Here is an 18,808-nt window from a genome sequence, read left to right as displayed (position 1 = left end):
GAGCGGGCAGGGCGCTTCCCGCACAAAACTCACCGGGTCAAGTCCCCGTGAGAGCAGGATGATTCCGGCCTTGGCGAGTTCTGCCCGCAATTCTTTCACCGCGTCCTCCGCTTCTTCGGCACAGAGCGCCGAGTGTCGTGCCTCCACCGTGCTCCCCCTTCTTGCGCGGTTTCACTCTTCGCATCCCTGTGGTGACGCTCCGCGACTAAACTCCGGAGGGGTCTGTGTCCTACAACTGCGCGGCGACACAAAGGGGTTCGGCGCGGGACGTCGCAAACCGAGGGCAATTTCGATCGGTTGGCAGGCAGCCGATCGACGAAAAGCGGCACGCCGCGTGGCGTATTTCGGGGACCGCGGACGAGAGGGCGTCACGGGCCGTTGAGACAATCCGGCCGTGCGAACGTCAGAGGGCCACCCGGAACCGGAATGGGACATCCGCCCCGCGCGGCCGGCGGATGTCGAGGCGATGGCGGAACTTCGGGCCGTGGTGATGCGCCCGGACCTGGAGCGGCTGGGCCGCTACGACGAGCACCGGGTCAGACAGCGCCTGCGGGACGGCTTCTCCCCGCGGCACACGTCGATCATCGAGTCGGCCGGCACCTTCGCGGGCAGTATCGCCCTGCGCCCGTCCGAGGACTGCCTCTGGCTGGAGCACTTCTACCTCACCCCGGCGCTCCAGGGCCGGGGCCTGGGGTCGGCGGTCCTCGGGACGATGCTGCACGGGACGGACACCTCCGGCGACCTGGTCCGGCTGAACGTCCTCCGGGGCAGCCCGGCCCGCCGGCTCTACGAGCGCCAGGGGTTCACGGTGGAGACGCAGGACGCGGTCGATGTGTTCATGCTGCGGCGACCACGCGCCGGGCGGAGGGGCGAAGGCACCATGAGCTACACCTGACGTGCATGGGCGTGGCACGGGCAGCTCTCCCAGGTCGGGACCGTCACCAGCACCTCCCCGGTCGGCCCCCACCGGCACCGCACGCCGGACTTCGACGGAGCTGGATCACTCGCCCCCCCCACGACAGCCTGATCACCACCGCCACGCGTGAAAGGCGGCGAGTCCCGGCTGCTTTCCCTGACCTGACTGCGGGCGTAACCCCGGAGACCTGGCCCTGGGGTAACCCCCCTGGGAGATAGGGCAGTTACCCGGATGTGATCCCTCGTCGAAGGCGGCCACGCTGCTGGACATGAAGCGGATCACGAAATGCGTGGCGCTGGTCGCCGCCGCCGGTGCGGTGCTCGGGTTTGCCGGGCCCGGTGGGGCGTCCGCCACCGGGCCCGACCTCCTCGACTGGGCCGACTGCAGCGGCCCTGGTCTCGACCCCAGACAGCAGTGCGCCACCCTCGACGTCCCCATGGACTACTCCGACCCGGACAGCCCGGAGATCCGGATCGCCGTCTCCCGTATCCCCAGTGAGAAACCGTCCGCCCGGCGCGGCGCCCTGCTGCTCATCCCGGGCGGCCCCGGCGGGGACAGTCTCGCCGACCCCTCCGGCAAGGGGCAGAAGCTGCCGCAGAGCGTGCGGAACGCCTACGACCTCGTCGGGTTCGCGCCGCGCGGGATGGCCCCGTCCACCGCCGTCGACTGCGCACTCGACCCCGCCGACCTCGGCGTGACCAAGCTCCTGCCCTGGCCGGCCCCGGACGGTTCCGTCGACGAGAACATGGCCACCGCCCGGCGTACGGCCGGAGCCTGTGCCCGTAAGGGCGGTGAGCTGATCCGGCACATCAGCACCGCCAACGAGGCCCGCGACCTGGACCGTCTGCGGGCCGCCCTCGGCGAGGACAAGATCTCCGCGTGGGGCGTCTCGTACGGCACCTATGTCGGCGCCGTCTACAGCCAGTTGTTCCCGCACCGCACCGACCGCATCGTGCTGGACAGCAACGACGACCCCGACCACACCCGCGTGACCCGCAACTGGCTCGCCGCCTTCGAGGTCGGTGTCGAGGACAACTTCCCCGAGTTCGCCACGTGGGCCTCCCGGCCCGGCAATCCGTACCGGGTCGCCCGTACGCCCGCCGAGGTACGGTCCGGCTTCCTGCGGCTCGCCGCCCGGCTGGACCGCGACCCGCTCCCCTGGCCCGGCGCCAACCCCCCGCGACTGGACGGCAACGCGCTGCGTCAGACCATGCTGTCCAGCCTCTACGACCCCGACGACTACCCGGCCCTGGCCAAGACCATCCGGGCCGTCCGCGAGGGCACCGCGCCGCCCGTGCCCGAGACTCCGCCCGAGTCGGTCCTGCAGAACGTCACCGCGGTCGGTGTCGGCACCATCTGCAACGACGTCGACTGGCCCGACTCGGCCGCCGCCTACCAGAAGGACGTCGCCGAGAGCCGGGCCGCGTACCCGCTGACCGCGGGCATGCCGCGCGGGCCGATGGTGTGCGCGGCCTGGCCGTACGCGCCGAGGGAGCCGGCCGTGCGGATCACCGACCGCGGCCCCTCCAACCTCCTGCTCGTGCAGAACCGGCGAGACGTCGCCACCCCGCTCGCCGGAGCCCGGAAGCTGCGCCGGGCCCTCGGCGACCGGGCCGTCATGGTCACCGTGAACTCCACCGGCCACGACGCCTATCTGGCCAACGGCAACGCCTGTGGCGACCGGGCCGTCTCCCGTTTCCTGGCCACCGGCGTACGGCCCGCCCGCGACCTCTACTGCGACTGAGAGGTGCGGTGGCCCGCCGCCCCGTATCGGCGGGCCACCGCGCGGAACGCCTCCTTCGGCTCCCAGTGCCAGCCGGAGGCGGGGTCGTCCGGGCGGTCCCTGATCACCTTGGTGAGGGCGTACGACGCCATGTCGAGGTCGAGGCGGGGTGCGTCCGGGCGGTGCGGGGCGTCGGCGCTGATGAACTCGAAGGCCATCGCCGCGTACAGGCCCATCGACGCGAAGACGTCCAGCAACCCGCCCACGTAGTCGGCCTGGACGCGCTCGCTGCGGACCGGGTTCCCCTTGATCTCCGGCGGCTCCTTGTCGTAGTCGACGATGTCCCAGCCCATGCCGTCGGTCTCGGGCGCACCGACGTACGCGCACGTGCCGAACTCGGTGATGGCGAGCGGCTTGCCCCACTTCAGGTACGGCCGCAGCTCGCGGACGTGGTCGGAGGGCCTGTCGAAGTGCGCGTAGTAGTCGATGCCGACGATGTCGAAGAGGTTCCAGTCCGGGGCGTCGATGCTCTGGGCCGCCGCATAGCTGAGGTTCCCCCGGAAGACCGAGCGGCCGACCTTCGCCGCCCGGACCGTGAAATCGGCGAGGCGCCGCCGCATCCGCGGCCAGTCGACCGTGCCGTTCCGGAGGTTCTCGATGCGCTCCAGCACCGTCTCGCCCGGCAGGATGCCGGGGACGAAGAGCCAGAACTCGCAGCCGACGCTGAAGTCGACACTCGCGCCCTGCCTCCGCAGCCGCTCCGCGAACCGGCCGGTCTCGGCGATGTGCTCCAGGATGTCCCGCTGCGGGGCGTCCCCGAGGGTCGGCTGCAGCCAGACGTGCAGCCCTCGCTCCGCCGCCTCGGCGGCGGTCGTCGTGAGGCGTTCGACGCCGTCGCCCGTGACGTCGACGGTGTCGGCGTGCAGGTCGTCCCGGATGGCCCGGATGTCGTGCCGCATCCGCCGGGCACTCCACGCGGTCCCCGGAGTCTCCCCCGCCCCGACGGTGTAGACGACGCCCCGCCGGCGCAGTCCCCGTCCGTGCCGGGCCTGTGCCGCCCGGGCCTGCCCCGCCGGTCCCGCCACCCCGGCGGCTCCCACCGCCGCGGCCCCGGCCAGGAACTGCGCCCGGCTGATCCCCTTCGTCTGCCCGCTTCCCTTGGTCTCTGCCATGCGGCCCACTGTGCCGAGCGCGGCACCGGGCCCGCTGTCGGCCGTCGGTCTACGGCCGTGCGACCAAGGGATGAGGCGCCGTGCCGAAGGAGAGGCTCATCGCTCCCCGAACCGGCGCACGTACCGCCGCTGCCAGGGTGTTTCCACGGCCCGCCGGTCGTAGTACCGCCGGACGTACGCCACCGCCTCCTGCGCCGGCACCCCGTCCAGCACCGCCAGGCAGGCCAGCGCCGTGCCCGTGCGGCCGCGTCCTCCGCCGCAGGCGACCTCCACCCGCTCCCGGGCGGCCCGTTCCCACGCCCCGGTCAGCAGGTCACGGGCGGCCGTCCGGTCCGCCGGGAGGCGGAAGTCGGGCCAGCGGATCCAGGCGGAGTTCCAGGGGACGTCGGGGGGTTGCTTGCCGAGGAGGTAGAGGGCGTAGGCCGGCAGGGGCGGGCCGGGGGGCAGCGGGTGGCGGAGACCCCGCCCTCGCACCAGTCGGCCGGACGGCAGGCGCAGGACGCCGATGTCGCTCTCGCTCCACAGCTCGCTCACGCCCTCATCATGCTCCGCCCTCGCCCCTCCCGGTGACGGATTCGCCCCACCCCCCCGGCTCCCGCCCGACCCGCAAGTGGCCGCGGGCCCCGGACACCCGGCGGAGGACCGTCCAGAACGTGGCGAGGAGCTGCGGGACGAGATCGTGGCCCAGGGATGCGTACAGCACCTCGTGGAACTCGCGGTCGAGCTCGGGCGAGGAGCGGCCCGTGCCGCGGGCGGACTCCATGCGGGCCACCACGTCCTCCAGCCGGTCCAGTTCCGCCTCGGTGGCGGTCGCGGCGACCCGGCGGATCAGGCCCTCCTCCAGCCCCTCTCGCACTTGGAGGATCTCGGCCAGGGCCGCGGTGTCGTCGTCGTGGCGGGCCGGGGCGCGGAAGGTCAGGCCGTCGACGAGCGGAGTGAGGGAGGCCGGCCGACATAGGTGCCGCAGCCGTGTCTGACCTCGACGATGTCGAGGGCCTGGAGGGCTTCGAGCGCCTCACGGACGGAGTTGCGGCTGACGCCGAGGTCCTCCATCAGTGCGGCCTCGGTGGGCAGCGGTGCGCCGGCGGTGAGTCTGCGGTCGAGGATGAGCTGGACGACCTGGCGCTGTATCCGGCTGGTCCTGGGCTCCTCGGACATGCGCCGCATCGTACGCACCCCGGACATCCCACGTCCCGCCTCTTGCGGTACCCGGTGCCGGGCCTGCCCTGGCGAGCCGTCAACCAGGTTCGCCAGAAGCGCCATTGGCCCGACCTCTGACAGATACGCCATTCGTGTGCGATCCCTTGACCGCCCCCAGACCCCCTCCTATGGTCGCGCTGACCGCAGGACGTAGGACGTCGTATCTCCTCTGCCAGTCCCTCCCCTCCCCCCCAGACCTCGCTGGAGGACCCGTGCGCGACGAGACCCCCGACGTGCCGGCGCCGCACCGCCGGTCGTTCCTGAAGTACAGCGGCGCCCTCGGCGCGGCCGCCGTCGTCTCCGCGTCGCTGTCGGCCTGTTCGTCCGGGCCGGAGTCCACCAACGACACCGGTACGGGGACCGGCCGGGACCGGACCCTCACCGCGGTGATCGGCTACGGCAACGACGGCAGCTGGGACCCCACCCAGACGGCGTCCGCGTTCTGCATGGCCGCCAACCACCACATCTACGAGGGCCTGCTGGACACGGATCCGATCTCCCGTGAGCCGTACGCGGCCTTGGCGACCGAGGTGCCGAAGGACCCGGACGGCACGTCGTGGAGGTTCGCGCTGCGGGCGGGTGCGACGTTCCACGACGGCAGACCCGTCACCGCCGACGACGTGGTGTTCGTCTTCCAGCGGATCCTCGACCCGGACACCCAGACCCTCGCCAAGGGCTTCTTCGCGAGCTGGCTGAAGGAGGTCCGGAAGATCGACGCGCGGAACGTGGAGCTGGTGCTGAAGTTCCCGTTCCCGGACGGGCTCTCGCGGCTGACCCTCGCGAAGATCATGCCTAAGCACGTGTTCTCCCGGCCGGGCGCCTGGGACGAGGCCATCAAGGGCAAGGCGATCGGCTCGGGGCCGTACCGGCAGACCGCGCACCATCCGAAGTCGAACACGACCTTCGAGGCGTTCGACGGCTACAACGGCCCCCGCAAGCCGGCCTTCCGGAAGATGAACTGGCTGACGATCGTGGACGCCGCGCCCCGTGTCGCGAAGATCTCGGGATCGAGCGCGGGCGCGCAGATCGCGGACAACATCCCGTACGCCAACATCGGGCAGTTGGAGAGCGGCGGGATGACGGTCGCCGGCGGGGCCGGGATGAACAACCTGTTCCTGATGTTCAACACCGAGCGCAAGCCGTTCGACGACGTGCGGGTGCGCCAGGCCCTGCACTACGCCATCGACAGCGAGAAGATGGTGGAGGTCGCGCTCAAGGGCCACGGCAAGCCGTCCAGTTCCTTCCTCGACGAGGCCAACCCGTCCTACCGCCGGGCGAAGACCGTCTACGACCACGACCCGGACAAGGCCAAGGCGCTGCTGAAGGAGGCCGGGGTCGAGGGACTGAGCATCGAGATTTTGGCCGTGAACGTCAGCTGGATCGTCGACTGCCTGCCCACCGTCAAGGCGTCCTGGGACGCGATCGGGGTGAAGACGACCCTGTCGCCCCAGGAGACCACGGCCGTGTTCACGAAGCTGGACCAGAAGCAGGACTACCAGGTCGTCGCCGCCGCCTCGAACCCCAACCAGTTCGGCCTCGACGCCGACCTGATCATGCACTACAACTACGGGCCCGAGAACCTCTGGATGCAGTACACCCGCTGGGCGGCCGACCCGGTCGCCAAGCAGCTCTTCAAGGACATGGACCGGGCCACCCGGGAGCCCGACCCGGCGAGGAAGAGGGCGATCGTCCAGGACTACCTCGACGTCGTCGCCGAACAGGCCGTGCTCTACCCGGTCGTCCACAACGAGCTGATGACCGCCTGGAACCCGGCGCGGCTCAGCGGGATAAGGGCACAGCCGTACCCGGGCATCAACCTCCTCCAGGCCAAGTGGGCCTAGCGCCGTGACGGCCGTCCTGCGGATCCTGCTCCGCCGTGTCGCCCTGCTGGTGCCGCTGATGCTCGGGATCGTGCTGTTCGTGTTCCTGGTGATGCGGTTCTCGGACGTCGACCCGGCGTCCGCGTTCTTCCAGGGCGCCAACCCGACGCCCCAGCAGCTGCACGACTTCCGCGAGGAGCACGGCCTGCTGGATCCGCTGCCGGTGCGCTACGCGGACTTCGTCGCCGCCCTGCTCCACGGCGACCTGGGCACCAGCGCGCTGACCCGGGCTCCGGTGATCGACCAGGTCACCACCGCGCTGCCGCTCACCCTCCAGCTGACGTTCCTCGGCCTGGGCATCGCGGTCGTGCTGTCCCTCGTGGGCGGGGTGACCGCGGCGATCCACCGGGACCGGCTGCCCGACCAGATCATCCGGGTCGTGTCGCTGACCGGGGTCGCCGCGCCGGGCTTCTGGCTGGCCCTGCTGATGATCCAGTACCTGGCGGTCGACCTGGGCTGGTTCCCGACCGGCGGCTACATCAACCCGGCCGACTCCTTCACCGGCTGGCTGAGGACCATGACCCTGCCGGCCCTGGCGCTGTCGCTGCCGGTGGCGGCGCAGCTGACCCGGATCGTGCGGACGGCCGTGGTGGAGGAGCTGGACAAGGACTACGTGCGCACGGCGATCGGGAGCGGCCTGCCGCCGCGGGTGGTCGTCGGGCGGAACGTGCTGCGCAACGCGCTCATCAACCCGCTCACCGTGCTCGGACTGCGCGTCGGCTATCTGCTGGGCGGCGCGGTCGTCATCGAGACGATCTTCTCGCTGCCCGGCATGGGCAAGCTGATGATCGACGCCGTGAAGAACGGCGATCCGGCCGTCGTCCAGGGCGTCGTGCTGACGACGGCGGCCGGGTTCGTCGTCGTGAACCTCGTCATCGACGTGCTGTACCTGCTGGTCAACCCGCGACTGAGGGACGCCGCCCCATGATGACCCGCACGAGTCTCACCGCGGAGCTGTCCCGGCCCGGCATCCGGCTGCGCGGCTGGCGCAGGCTGCCGCCGCTGTCGAAGATCGCCGTCTTCTTCCTGGCGGTCGTCGTCCTGACGGCGTTGCTCGCGCCGCTCCTCGCCCCGCACGACCCGCTCGACCAGCAGCCGCCGGCCGACGGCACCGGGCATCCGTCGGCCGGGCACTGGATGGGTCAGGACAGCCTCGGCCGGGACATCCTCAGCCGGCTGATGTACGGGGCGCGCTGGTCGCTGGCGATCGGGCTCGGTGCCACCGGGCTGGCCCTGGTGGCCGGGGCGCTGCTGGGCGCGGTCGCGGCCACCTCGCGCAAGGCGGTCGACGAGACGCTGATGCGGTGTCTGGACGTGGTGATGGCGTTCCCGGGCATCGCGCTGGCCGCCGTGCTGGTGGCGGTGTTCGGCGGCGGGATCACGGTGCTGATCTGCGCGATCGCGTTCCTGTTCACGCCGCCGGTGGCACGGGTGGTCCGGGCCAACGTCCTCGACCAGTACGGCGAGGACTATGTGACGGCGGAACGGGTGATCGGCGCGCGGACCCCCCACATCGTGCTGCGGCACGTGGCGGTCAACTGCGCGGCGCCGGTGCTGGTGTTCTGCACGGTCCAGGTCGCCGAGGCGGTCGTGTTCGAGGCGTCGCTGTCGTTCATCGGGGCGGGCGTACGGCCGCCCGACCCGTCCTGGGGCAGTGTCATCGCGGACGGCAAGAACATGGTGCTGACCGGCGGCTGGTGGGCGACGGTGTTCCCCGGGCTGCTGATGCTGGTGACGGTGCTCTCGCTGAACATCCTGTCCGAGGGCGTGTCCGACGCGTGGGCGGTTCCGTCGGCGCGGGAGGTGGACGTACGCGTGAACGACGACCCGCTGGAGGCCCCGGAGCCGGGCAGCGGCGAGGTGCTGCCACTGCCGGGCCTCGCGGCAGCCGCGCAACGGCTGCGAGCGCGGGCCCGCCCCCTGCCCCAGGGGCGGCAACCGGTCCTCGCGGTCGAGAACCTCGCCGTCGGCTTCGAGGGCCGGCACGGCGGGGTGGACATCGTCGACGGCATCGGCTTCGAGGTGCGTCCCGGTGAAGTGCTGGGCTTGGTCGGCGAGTCGGGCTGCGGCAAGTCGCTCACCGCCCTGGCGATCATGGGACTCCAGCCGAAGGGGGCGCGGATCGGCGGCCAGGTCCGTTTCCACCAGCGGGACCTGCTCGCCGAGCCGATGCGCGTGCGCCGCAGGCTGCTCGGCCACGAGATGGCGATGATCTACCAGGACGCGCTGTCGTCCCTCAACCCCGCGATGACGATCCGCGCCCAGCTCCAACAGGTCGTACGCCGGGGAGGCCGCCGCACCCCCGCCGAGCTCCTCACCCTGGTCGGCCTCGACCCCGGCCGCACCCTGCGCAGCTATCCGCACGAACTCTCCGGCGGACAGCGCCAGCGCGTCCTGATCGCCATGGCCCTCTCCCGCGACCCGCAGCTGATCGTCGCCGACGAGCCGACGACCGCCCTGGATGTGACCGTGCAGGCGCAGGTCATGGAGCTGCTGCTGCGACTGCGCGAAGAGCTGGGCTTCGCGCTGATCCTCGTCTCGCACGACCTGGCGCTGGTCGCGGACGTCACCGACCGGGTGGTGGTGATGTACGGCGGGCAGATCGTGGAGACGGGCGTGACCGCCGACCTGGTGGAGGCCCCGGCGCACCACTACACGCGCGGACTGCTCGGCAGTGTGCTGTCGCTGGAGTCGGCGGCCGAGCGGATGACGCAGATCAAGGGCGTCGTGCCGTCCCCGGCTGACTTCCCGGCGGGCTGCCGCTTCGCCGACCGTTGCCCGCTCGCCACCGAGACCTGCCGTACGACACCTCCCGGCCCGCTGGGCACGCCGACGCACACGGCGGCCTGCCATCATCCCGCGATCGACCTGGTCACCTCGGAGGCCGTGACATGAACGCCTTGTCGGAGGCCGTGACATGAACGCCCTGGTGGAGCTGTCCGGCACCCACGTCGTCCACAAGGCCCGCAGCGGGGGGCTCTTCACCCGGGACCGCGTGTACGCCCTGACCGGTGCCGACCTGGCGATCGCGCCCGGCGAGACCGTCGGCGTGGTGGGCGAGTCCGGCTGCGGGAAGTCGACGCTGGCGAAGGTGCTGGTCGGGGTGCAGCCGCCGACGCGGGGCACGGTGGCGTTCCGGGGCCGGGACCTGTGGGCGATGCCGGCCGCCGAACGCCGCCGGGCCGTCGGCGCCGGCATCGGCATGATCTTCCAGGACCCGTCGACGGCCCTGAACCGGCGCCTGACCGTCCGGCAGGCCCTGCGGGACCCGCTGGACGTGCACGACCGGGGCACGAGGACCGAACGGGAGGAGAGGGTCCGCGAGTTGATGTCACTCGTCGGCCTCCCCCGGGCCCTCGCCGGGGCGGTGCCGGCCCAGCTGTCGGGCGGCCAGCGCCAGCGCGTCGCGATCGCCCGGGCCCTGGCGCTGGAGCCGGACCTGGTCGTCGCCGACGAGCCGACCAGCGCCCTGGACGTGTCGGTCCGCGCCCAGATCCTCAATCTGCTGCTGGACCTGAAGGAACGCCTGGGCCTGGCCCTGGTGTTCGTCTCGCACGACATCCAGACCGTACGGCGGATGAGCGACCGTGTGATCACCATGTATCTGGGGCGGATCGTGGAGGAGGCCCCGGCCGCCCTGGTCACCGACCGGGCCCGGCACCCGTACACCCGCGCCCTGTTCTCCGCCACGCCGGGCCTGCTCGACCCGGTCGACCCGATCCCGCTGGCCGGTCCGCTGCCGTCGGCGACCCGCCCGCCGAGCGGCTGCCCGTTCCGCACCCGCTGCTGGAAGGCGGACGGCGTGTGCGCGGACGAGATGCCGGGCTTCTCCGCCGCGTCGGCGCCCGCGCACCGCTTCCGCTGCCACCATCCTGTCCGGGAGGACGAGTCGACCCGCGAGCTCGTCCGCCGACGCGACCCGATGGAGGCCCCATGACCCTCACCCCGCTGACCGGTGTCATCCCGCCCGTCTGCACGCCCCTGACATCGGACGGCGAGGTGGACGTCGCCTCGCTGACCAGGCTCGTCGACCATCTGGTGGCCGGCGGGGTGCACGGCCTCTTCGTGCTCGGGTCGACCTCGGAGGCCGCGTATCTGCCGGACCGGCAGCGCAGGCTGGTCGTCGAGTCGGTCACGAGCCATGTGGGCGGGCAGCTCCCGGTGCTGGCCGGGGCGATCGACATGACGACGCCCCGGGTGCTGGACCATGTCGCGGCGGTGACGGCGGCTGGCGCGGACGCGGTCGTCGTCACCGCCCCGTTCTACGCCCGCACCCACCCCGCGGAGATCGCCCGCCACTACCGCGCGGTCGCCGCCGCGAGCCCGGTCCCGGTGATCGCCTACGACCTTCCCGTCGCCGTCCACACGAAGCTGCCGGCCGACGTGGTGCTGGAGCTGGCCGCCGACGGTGTGGTGGCCGGGCTCAAGGACTCCAGCGGCGACCTGGCCGCCTTCCGCCAGGTCGTGACCGGCGTCCGGGACCGCCGGGGCATCACCGGCTTCAGCGTGCTGACCGGCTCGGAGCTGATCGTCGACGCGGCCCTCGCGATCGGCGCGGACGGCACGGTGCCGGGCCTCGGCAACGTGGACCCGCACGGCTATGTCCGCCTGGACGGTCTGTGCCGTGCCGGGGACTGGGAGGCGGCCCGGGCCGAACAGGAGCGGCTGTGCGCCCTGTTCGGCATGGTGACCGTCGGCGACCCGGCCCGGATGGGCCCGAACTCCTCGGCGATCGGCGCCTTCAAGACCGCGCTGCACCTGCGGGGCGTGATCGACTCCCCGACGACGGCGGAGCCGCAGATCCCGCTGTCGCCGGGCGAGGTGGAGCAGGTCGGGAAGTACCTCGCGGCGGCCGGTCTGCTCTAGCGGCCGGGCCGTGCCCGTCCGTCAGACGCTCCCCGGGGTCACCATCCCCGACTCGTAGGCGATGATGACCAGTTGCGCCCGGTCCCGGGCCGCCAGCTTGCCCATGATGCGGCTGACATGGGTCTTCGCGGTGAGCGGGCTGAGGCCCAGCGCGTCGGCGATCTCCGTGTTGTTGAGGCCGCGGCCGACCAGCGCGAGCACCTCACGCTCCCGGCCGGACAGGCACTCGGGCCCGCCCGTCTCCGGTGCCGAGGGACTGCGCAGGAACCGATCGATCAGCCGTGCCGTGGGCCCGGGCGACAGCAGGGCCTCGCCGGCCGCGACCGTGCGGATGGCGTCGAGGAGTTCGGCCGGCCGGGTGTCCTTCACCAGGAACCCGGAGGCACCGGCCCGCAGGGCCTCCACGATGTACTCGTCGGTGTCGTAGGTGGTGAGGACGAGCACCCGTACGCCCGCGAGGTCCTCGTCGGCGGCGATGAGCCGGGTCGCCTCGATGCCGTCCAGGTCCGGCATGCGGATGTCCATCACCACGAGGTCGGGGCGCACCCCGCGGGCCAGTTCGACGGCCTGCCTGCCGGTGGCTGCCTGGCCGACGACCTCCATGTCGCGGGCCGACTCCACGAGCAGCGCGAACGCCTCCCGCACCAGCGTCTGGTCGTCCGCGAGCAGCACCCGTACGGTCATCCGGTCCTCTCCCCCGTCGTGGCCAGCGGCAGGACCGCGGTGACCTCGAACCCGCCCCCGGTGCGCGGTCCGGCGTCGAGTGTGCCACCGACGCTGCGGGCCCGCTCGCGCATCCCCACGAGTCCGAAGCCCGGGGTGCCGCCCGGGGCCGGTCCGGTGCCGTCGTCGCGGACCGACAGGTGCAGGGCACCGTCCCGCTCGTCCAGTGCGACGTGGACGGCCGGTTCGGGCCCCGCGTGCCGTACCGCGTTGGTCAGGGCCTCCTGCACGATCCGGTAGGCGGCGGCGCCGACGGCGGGCGGTGCCTGCGCTATGCGTACCGTCTGCTCGACCCGGGCACCGGCCAGCCGCGCGGCCGCCGCCAGATCGGGCAGACCGTCGAGGCCGGGCAGCGGGCCGCGGACGTCCGGAGGACCGTGCTCGCGCAGCACCTCCAGGGTCGTACGGAGTTCGCCGCGGGCGCTGCGGCAGGTCTCGGCGATGTCGTCGAGGGCCTTGGCCACCGTCTCCCGGTCGAGCCGCTCCGGGTCGGCGGCCAGCACATGGGCGGCGACGGAGGTCTGCACGCCGATGAGGGTGATGCTGTGGGCGAGCAGGTCGTGCAGGTCCCGGGCGATGCGCAGCCGCTCCTCGGCGACCCGCCGCCGGGCCTCCTCCTCCCGGGTGCGTTCGGCCCGTTCGGCGCGTTCCACGATGGAGGCGACGTACTGGCGGTAGACGCGCACGTCGACCCCGCAGAACAGCACGGCGACGACCCAGCCCGAGATCCGGAGCACCTCCAGCGCCTCGTGCATGCTGACGGTGAGCATCACGCTGACCGAGAGGCCGATGACACCCGCGCCGACCAGGACGGTGCGCAGCGGACGGCCGGTCACCGCGACGGTGTACAGGGCGATGTAGGTGGCCGGGGTCGGCGCGGAGTGGGTGTTGTCGAGGGCGTGGTACGGGGCGACGCACGCCACGACCGCGAGCAGCACGAGCAGCGGCCGCCGTCGCCGCCACGCGATGGGAACGTTGCAGGCGACCAGCAGCGTCCAGCCCAGCGCGTCGGGGCGGCGTCCGTCGCCGACGAGCAGGGCCAGGGCGATGGCGAGCGCGGTGGCGACGACGGCGAGCAGCGCGTCGTTGCGGAAGGCGTGCGGGGCGGTCAGGGGGTCGCGGTTGATCGCGGCCATGATCCGCTCCGCGGGCCGCGACCAGGTCGTCTGCGGGGTGGTGGGTGCCTGCACGGTCCTCATCCTCGGCCAGGAAGGCGCCCCTCCGGGAGGGGAGGGGCGCCCTCGGTCAGCGGGCGTCTGCGGCCACGGGCTTCCGCTCCCGCGGCGGAGCGGCCCGCTCCGGCGCCCGGGAGAGCCTCCCGGGCCACCACATCCGCCGCTTCAGCAGCACACTCGCCGTCGTCACCAGGTACGTACGCACCAGGAACGTGTCCAGCAACACCCCTGCGGCGATGACGAACCCGAGCTCCACCAGCCCGACCATCGGCAGCGTGGTCAGCACCGCGAAGGTCGCCGCCAGCACCACCCCCGCCGAGGCGATGACCCCGCCGGTCGTCCGCAGCGCGGTGAGCGCAGCCGCCTCCGGTTCGGCCCCGCGCACGGACTCCTCCCGCATCCGGTGCATCAGGAAGATGCCGTAGTCGACGCCGAGGGCGACCAGGAACACGAAGGACAGCAGCCCGAGCCCCGGATCGGTCCCGGCGAACCCGAACACCGGCTCGAACACCAGCCCGCCGATCCCGAGCGCGGCGCCCCAGACCGCCACCACCGCCGCCAGCAACAGCAGCGGCGCGACGAGACTGCGCAACAGCCCGACCAGGATGACGAACACGGCGGCCAGCACCAGCGGCACGATCACCTTCCGGTCCCGCGACTCGCTGCCGGCCAGGTCGATCTGCTGGGCACTGGGCCCGCCGACGTACGCGCCCGCGGGGTCGAGCCCGGCCCGCAGCGCCTCGATGGTCCGGGTCTCGGCCGGGGTCTCGGGGGCCGCGGTGGTGAACACGGCGATCTCGGTCCAGCCCGAGCCGCTGCGCCCGGGGGTCACCTCGGCGACGCCCTCGGTCGTCCGGGCCCGGTCGGCGACCGCTGCGGCCCGCTCGTCGGGGGCGATGACCGTCACGGGGCGGCTGCTGCGCTCGGGGTACTCCTGGGCGAGCGTCCCCATCGCCGTGATGGACTCGGGCCGCTCGGTGAAGGAGTCCTCCTGCTTCAGGCTTCCGGACAGGTTCAGCGTGCCGAGCGCGAGGGCGCCGAGCAGCGCGGCCCCGCCGACGAGCACGGTGGCGGGCCGCCGGGTGGCCGAGGTACCCATCGCGGCGAACAGCGACCGCCGGGCCTTCGGCTCGCTGCCGAACGCGGGGATCAGCGGCCAGAAGACCCGCCGCCCCAGCAGCACCAGGACCGCCGGCAGCAGGGTCGTCATGGCGACCAGCGCGGCGAGCACCCCGACCATGCCGACCGGCCCCATGCCCCTGCTGCTGTTGAGGTCGGCGGCGAGCAGGCACAGCAGCCCGGCCGCGACGGTACCCGAGGAGGCGAGGACGGCCGGCCCGCAGCCGCGCAGGGCGGCGCTCATGGCGTCGTACGGCCGCTCGTGACGCCGTAGTTCCTCGCGATAGCGGGAGACGATCAGCAGCGCGTAGTCGGTGCCGGCGCCGAGGACCAGCACGGTCATCACGCCGCCGCTCTGGCCGGTGACGGTGACGTCGAACAGTTCGTGCAGCCCGTACCCGGCGGCCATCGACACGGCGGCGGCGACGCCCGCCACGGCGAGCGGCACCAGCCACAGGAAGGGGCTGCGGTAGATGAGGACGAGCAGCACGGTGACGACGCCGAGCGTGGCGAGCAGCAAGGTGGCGTCGAGCGTCCCGAACACCTTGTTCATGTCGGTGTTGAGCGCGCCGGGCCCGCCGACCTCGGCGCTCAGTCCGCCGCCGCCCTCGACGATGTCGCGCACCCCGTCGACGAAGGCGTCCCGGGCCTCCTCGTCCTGGCCGGGCTGGGTGCTGGAGACCGGGTACATCAGGGTGGAGCCGTCCTTCGACGGGATGCCCCGCGGCTGCCCCGCCAGGTCGTAGGCGCCGCTCACCTCGGTGATCTGCCGGTCGGCGGTGCGCCGGTCGGCGTCGGTGAGTTCGTCGTCCCGGTGGTAGACGAGCACCAGGTCGGTCGACTCGCCGCCCGGCAACTCGTCCTGGATGCGCGCCACCTGGGTCGAGTCGGCGCTGTCGGGCAGGTAGTCGACCGCGCGGTTCTGCTGGATGTCGGCGAACTTGCCGGCGAGCGGCCCGACCAGCACGAGCGCGGCGAGCCACAGCCCGACCACCACCCAGGGCACGGCCCGCTTCCGCCCGGTACGCGTCCTTACGGCCCCCATGGGTCCGGCTCCCTCCGGTCGGTGTCTGGATCGGTCTCCAGACTCCCGCCGGACGGGGGCCGGTTCGTCGGGCCTGAGGTCGAGTCGAGGGGTACTGCGGGGGGCGGTCCGGGCCGGGCGTTACTCCCCGGGGAGTAACGCGGAGGCGGGTCCTACGAGGGTGTGCGGGCCGCCGCGGCCAGCAGGCGGGTCACGTCGTCGGTGCAGATCGTGAGCGCCGCGCCCACCGTCGCCAGCACGTCCCGCTCGGCCGGGGTGTACGGCCCGTCCGCCAGAGCGATGCGGGCGCCCTGGAGCAGGATCGATTCGCGGCCGGCGGTGGCGAGGTGCGGGGCGAGGGGGTCCAGGGCCTCGTGGAGCTCTATGGCCAGCCCCGCGCCGCAGGGTTCGCCGGCGATCCGGCCGGTGTCGGCCTCCAGGGCCTCGACGAGGGCGGCCAGCTGTTCCTCGGTGCAGTCGTCGAAGCCGGCGGCGCGCACGGCGAGCACGGCGGCCTCCAGGGCCGACCGGGACCCGGCGCCGCCCGCGGCCAGCACCGCGAGGGCGACCGTGTGCACGGCGTCGCGGAGCATCGCGGAGAAGCGGGTGGTGGTCGGATGGTCGAGGACGTCCGTGCCGAAGTGGCGGCGGCAGGCGGCGCACTCCACGACCGGTCCGGTCTCGCCGCGCGGCAGCACGGGAAGGCCGAGCAGGGTGAAGCGGCGCTGTCCGGTCAGCCGCTGGTAGTTGCGGTCGCCGCCGCAGCCGGGGCAGAAGAACTCCCCGTCACCGGAGGCCGTCCACGCGGTCCGGGTGCCCAGGACGCGAGAAAGCCTGGCGGCATGGCCGTTTCGTCCCCGTCCTGGCAGCACGTCGCACCTCCGTCACGCCGCACGGCAACGTCGCCGCGCTTGCGTGATGTTAGCCACATCAGAGACGAGGAGTCAGCACCCCGGAGGAGACCTTTCCGTGACCTCCACAGCAAATGGCCGGTATACGACGGGGCTCCACCCGCCGTACATCGGCGGACGGAGCCCCGGTGACACCGGTGAGCGGCCTGCGGCCGCGAACCCGTACGGCTGGTCAGCGAGCCGCGCGGTTGACGGCCGAGACGACCGCCTTCAGCGAGGCCCGGGTGGTGTTGGCGTCGATCCCGATGCCCCACAGGACCTTGCCGTCGATGGCGCATTCGATGTACGAGGCGGCCTGGGCGGAGGCGCCCTCGCTCATCGTGTGCTCCTGGTAGTCCAGCAGGCGTACGTCGATGCCGACGGACTGCAGGGCGTCGAAGAAGGCCGAGATCGGACCGTTGCCCGTACCGGTCAGGACGGTGTCCTGACCGTCGACCGTGGCCTCCACCTTCAGCGTGTCCACGCCGTCGGTGTCGGTCGTCGACTGGCCGTTGCGCACCTGGATGCGGCCCCAGGGGTTCTCGGGGTTCGGCAGGTACTCGTCCTGGAAGACCGCCCAGATGTCCTTCGGCGTGACCTCGCCGCCCTCGGCGTCGGTCTTGGCCTGGATGACCTTGGAGAACTCGACCTGCATACGGCGCGGCAGGTCCAGGCTGTGGTCGTTCTTCAGGACGTAGGCGATACCGCCCTTGCCGGACTGCGAGTTGACCCGGATGACCGCCTCGTAGGAGCGGCCGACGTCCTTGGGGTCGATCGGCAGGTAGGGGACGGCCCACTCGATGTCGTCGACGGTGACGCCCTTGGCGGCCGCGTCGGCCTCCATGGCGTCGAAGCCCTTCTTGATGGCGTCCTGGTGGGAGCCGGAGAAGGACGTGTAGACCAGGTCGCCCACGTACGGGTGGCGCGGGTGGACCTCCATCTGGTTGCAGTACTCCCACGTGCGACGGATCTCGTCGATGTCGGAGAAGTCGATCTGCGGGTCGACGCCCTGGGAGAACAGGTTCATGCCCAGGGTGACCAGGTCGACGTTGCCGGTGCGCTCGCCCTGCCCGAACAGACAGCCCTCGACGCGGTCGGCGCCGGCCATCAGGGCCAGCTCGGCGGCGGCGACGGCGGTGCCGCGGTCGTTGTGGGGGTGGATCGACAGGCAGACGTGCTCGCGGCGGGAGAGGTTGCGGCCCATCCACTCGAAGCGGTCGGCATGCGTGGAGGGCGTGGAGCGCTCCACGGTGGCCGGCAGGTTCAGGATGATCTCGCGGCCCGGGCCGGGCTGCCAGACGTCCATGACCGCCTCGCAGACCTCCAACGCGAAGTCCAGCTCGGTGTCGGTGAAGATCTCGGGGCTGTACTGGTAGCCGAATTCGGTCTCCGGGCCCAGCAGCTTCTCGGCGTACTCGATGACCAGCCGGGTGCCGTCGACGGCGATCTGCTTGATGTCGTCCCTGGAGCCGCGGAAGACGACCCGGCGGAAGACCGGGGCCGTGGCGTTGTACAGGTGGACGGTCGCGCGCTTGGCGCCCTTCAGGGACTCCACGGTGCGCTCGATCAGGTCCTCGCGGGCCTGGGTCAGTACGGAGATGGTGACGTCGTCGGGGATGGCCCCGGGCTCTTCGATGATCGACCGTACGAAGTCGAAGTCCGTCTGGCCCGACGCCGGGAAGCCGACCTCGATCTCCTTGTAGCCCATCTTCACCAGCAGGTCGAACATGGCGCGCTTGCGGGCGGGCGACATGGGGTCGATCAGGGCCTGGTTGCCGTCGCGCAGGTCGGTGGAGAGCCAGCGGGGGGCGGTGGTGATGCGCTGCTCCGGCCAGGTGCGGTCCGGGATGTCGACCTGCTCGTAGCGGCCGTACTTGTGGATCGGCATGGAACTGGGCTGCTGGCGGTTCGCCATGATGCGGGGGCTCCTCAGAGGGTGTCCGGAAGGACGGCCGACGACGCAGCACCAAGCTCCGCGGGGAGGGAGTCGGCCTCGACTACAGGCCCTCGCCGCGGCAGCTAAGGAGAAGCAGCCCGAAACGCATGATGCGCAGCATGCTAGCCGAGCCCCTCCCGGCGCGTGGGGTCGTATCAGTATGCGGGACCCGGGGCGCATACGG

General features: G+C 72.2%; 14 protein-coding genes and 1 pseudogene. 7 read left to right on the top strand and 8 right to left on the bottom strand.

Features of this window, described 5'->3' with window-relative positions:
* Nucleotides 1-466: 466 nt before the first annotated feature.
* On the top strand, nt 467-895 hold the full coding sequence (locus BJ965_RS26140; RefSeq protein WP_184917550.1) for a GNAT family N-acetyltransferase: 429 nt from the start codon (nt 467-469) through the stop codon (nt 893-895).
* 289 nt (nt 896-1,184) lie between these two features.
* On the top strand, nt 1,185-2,660 hold the full coding sequence (locus BJ965_RS26135) for an alpha/beta hydrolase (protein WP_184911330.1): 1,476 nt from the start codon (nt 1,185-1,187) through the stop codon (nt 2,658-2,660).
* Here the strand turns inward: BJ965_RS26135 and BJ965_RS26130 are convergent.
* The 3 genes and pseudogenes from BJ965_RS26130 to BJ965_RS26120 all read right to left on the bottom strand — a co-directional run.
* Entirely contained in the window at nt 2,648-3,811 is a 1,164-nt protein-coding gene (locus BJ965_RS26130) for an abortive phage infection protein (RefSeq protein ID WP_184911328.1), read from the bottom strand. The genes BJ965_RS26135 and BJ965_RS26130 overlap by 13 nt on opposite strands.
* Before the next feature lie 96 nt (nt 3,812-3,907).
* Entirely contained in the window at nt 3,908-4,345 is a 438-nt protein-coding gene (locus BJ965_RS26125; RefSeq protein ID WP_184911326.1) for a phosphatase domain-containing protein, read from the bottom strand.
* Between the two features lie 79 nt (nt 4,346-4,424).
* Nucleotides 4,425-4,978: pseudogene (locus BJ965_RS26120) on the bottom strand (FadR/GntR family transcriptional regulator); the annotation flags it as partial.
* 245 nt (nt 4,979-5,223) lie between these two features.
* Between BJ965_RS26120 and BJ965_RS26115 the strand changes: the two are divergent.
* From BJ965_RS26115 to BJ965_RS26095, 5 genes are read left to right on the top strand one after another with little or no spacing between them, the layout of a single operon-like run.
* Nucleotides 5,224-6,852: an ABC transporter substrate-binding protein gene (locus tag BJ965_RS26115; protein WP_184911325.1), complete on the top strand. Its 1,629-nt coding sequence runs from the start codon at nt 5,224-5,226 to the stop codon at nt 6,850-6,852.
* Between the two features lie 4 nt (nt 6,853-6,856).
* Complete coding sequence (locus tag BJ965_RS26110) at nt 6,857-7,819, top strand: ABC transporter permease (protein ID WP_184911323.1); 963 nt, start codon at nt 6,857-6,859, stop codon at nt 7,817-7,819.
* Nucleotides 7,816-9,786, top strand: coding sequence for a dipeptide/oligopeptide/nickel ABC transporter permease/ATP-binding protein (locus tag BJ965_RS26105; RefSeq protein ID WP_184911321.1), 1,971 nt, complete (start codon nt 7,816-7,818; stop codon nt 9,784-9,786). Before BJ965_RS26110 ends, BJ965_RS26105 begins: the two co-directional genes overlap by 4 nt.
* A gap of 22 nt (nt 9,787-9,808) precedes the next feature.
* Entirely contained in the window at nt 9,809-10,828 is a 1,020-nt protein-coding gene (locus BJ965_RS26100) for an oligopeptide/dipeptide ABC transporter ATP-binding protein (protein ID WP_184911319.1), read from the top strand.
* Entirely contained in the window at nt 10,825-11,757 is a 933-nt protein-coding gene (locus BJ965_RS26095; protein ID WP_184911317.1) for a dihydrodipicolinate synthase family protein, read from the top strand. Before BJ965_RS26100 ends, BJ965_RS26095 begins: the two co-directional genes overlap by 4 nt.
* Nucleotides 11,758-11,778: 21 nt before the next feature.
* Here BJ965_RS26095 and BJ965_RS26090 read toward each other — a convergent pair whose 3' ends face one another.
* The 5 genes from BJ965_RS26090 to leuA all read right to left on the bottom strand — a co-directional run bounded on the left by BJ965_RS26090 (nt 11,779) and on the right by leuA (nt 18,603).
* Nucleotides 11,779-12,441, bottom strand: a complete 663-nt coding sequence (locus BJ965_RS26090) for a response regulator transcription factor (protein WP_184911315.1) — start codon at nt 12,439-12,441, stop codon at nt 11,779-11,781.
* Nucleotides 12,438-13,679, bottom strand: a complete 1,242-nt coding sequence (locus tag BJ965_RS26085) for a sensor histidine kinase (RefSeq protein WP_184911313.1) — start codon at nt 13,677-13,679, stop codon at nt 12,438-12,440. The genes BJ965_RS26090 and BJ965_RS26085 overlap by 4 nt, the downstream gene beginning before the upstream one ends.
* A 46-nt stretch (nt 13,680-13,725) precedes the next feature.
* A complete protein-coding gene (locus tag BJ965_RS26080) occupies nt 13,726-15,819 on the bottom strand; it encodes an MMPL family transporter (protein WP_184911311.1) in 2,094 nt (697 codons plus the stop codon).
* A gap of 152 nt (nt 15,820-15,971) precedes the next feature.
* Complete coding sequence (locus BJ965_RS26075) at nt 15,972-16,670, bottom strand: tellurite resistance TerB family protein (protein WP_184911309.1); 699 nt, start codon at nt 16,668-16,670, stop codon at nt 15,972-15,974.
* A gap of 211 nt (nt 16,671-16,881) precedes the next feature.
* The gene (gene leuA / locus BJ965_RS26070) at nt 16,882-18,603 is read right to left on the bottom strand and encodes a 2-isopropylmalate synthase (protein WP_184911307.1); all 1,722 of its coding nucleotides are present in this window, start codon (nt 18,601-18,603) and stop codon (nt 16,882-16,884) included.
* Between the last annotated feature and the right edge of the window lie 205 nt (nt 18,604-18,808).

Origin of the sequence: Streptomyces luteogriseus (assembly GCF_014205055.1) — a bacterium.
GTDB classification, from domain to species: Bacteria; Actinomycetota; Actinomycetes; order Streptomycetales; family Streptomycetaceae; genus Streptomyces; species Streptomyces luteogriseus.
The sequence above is the reverse complement of the archived record's forward strand: the minus strand, read 5'-3'. Positions and strand labels throughout refer to the sequence as shown.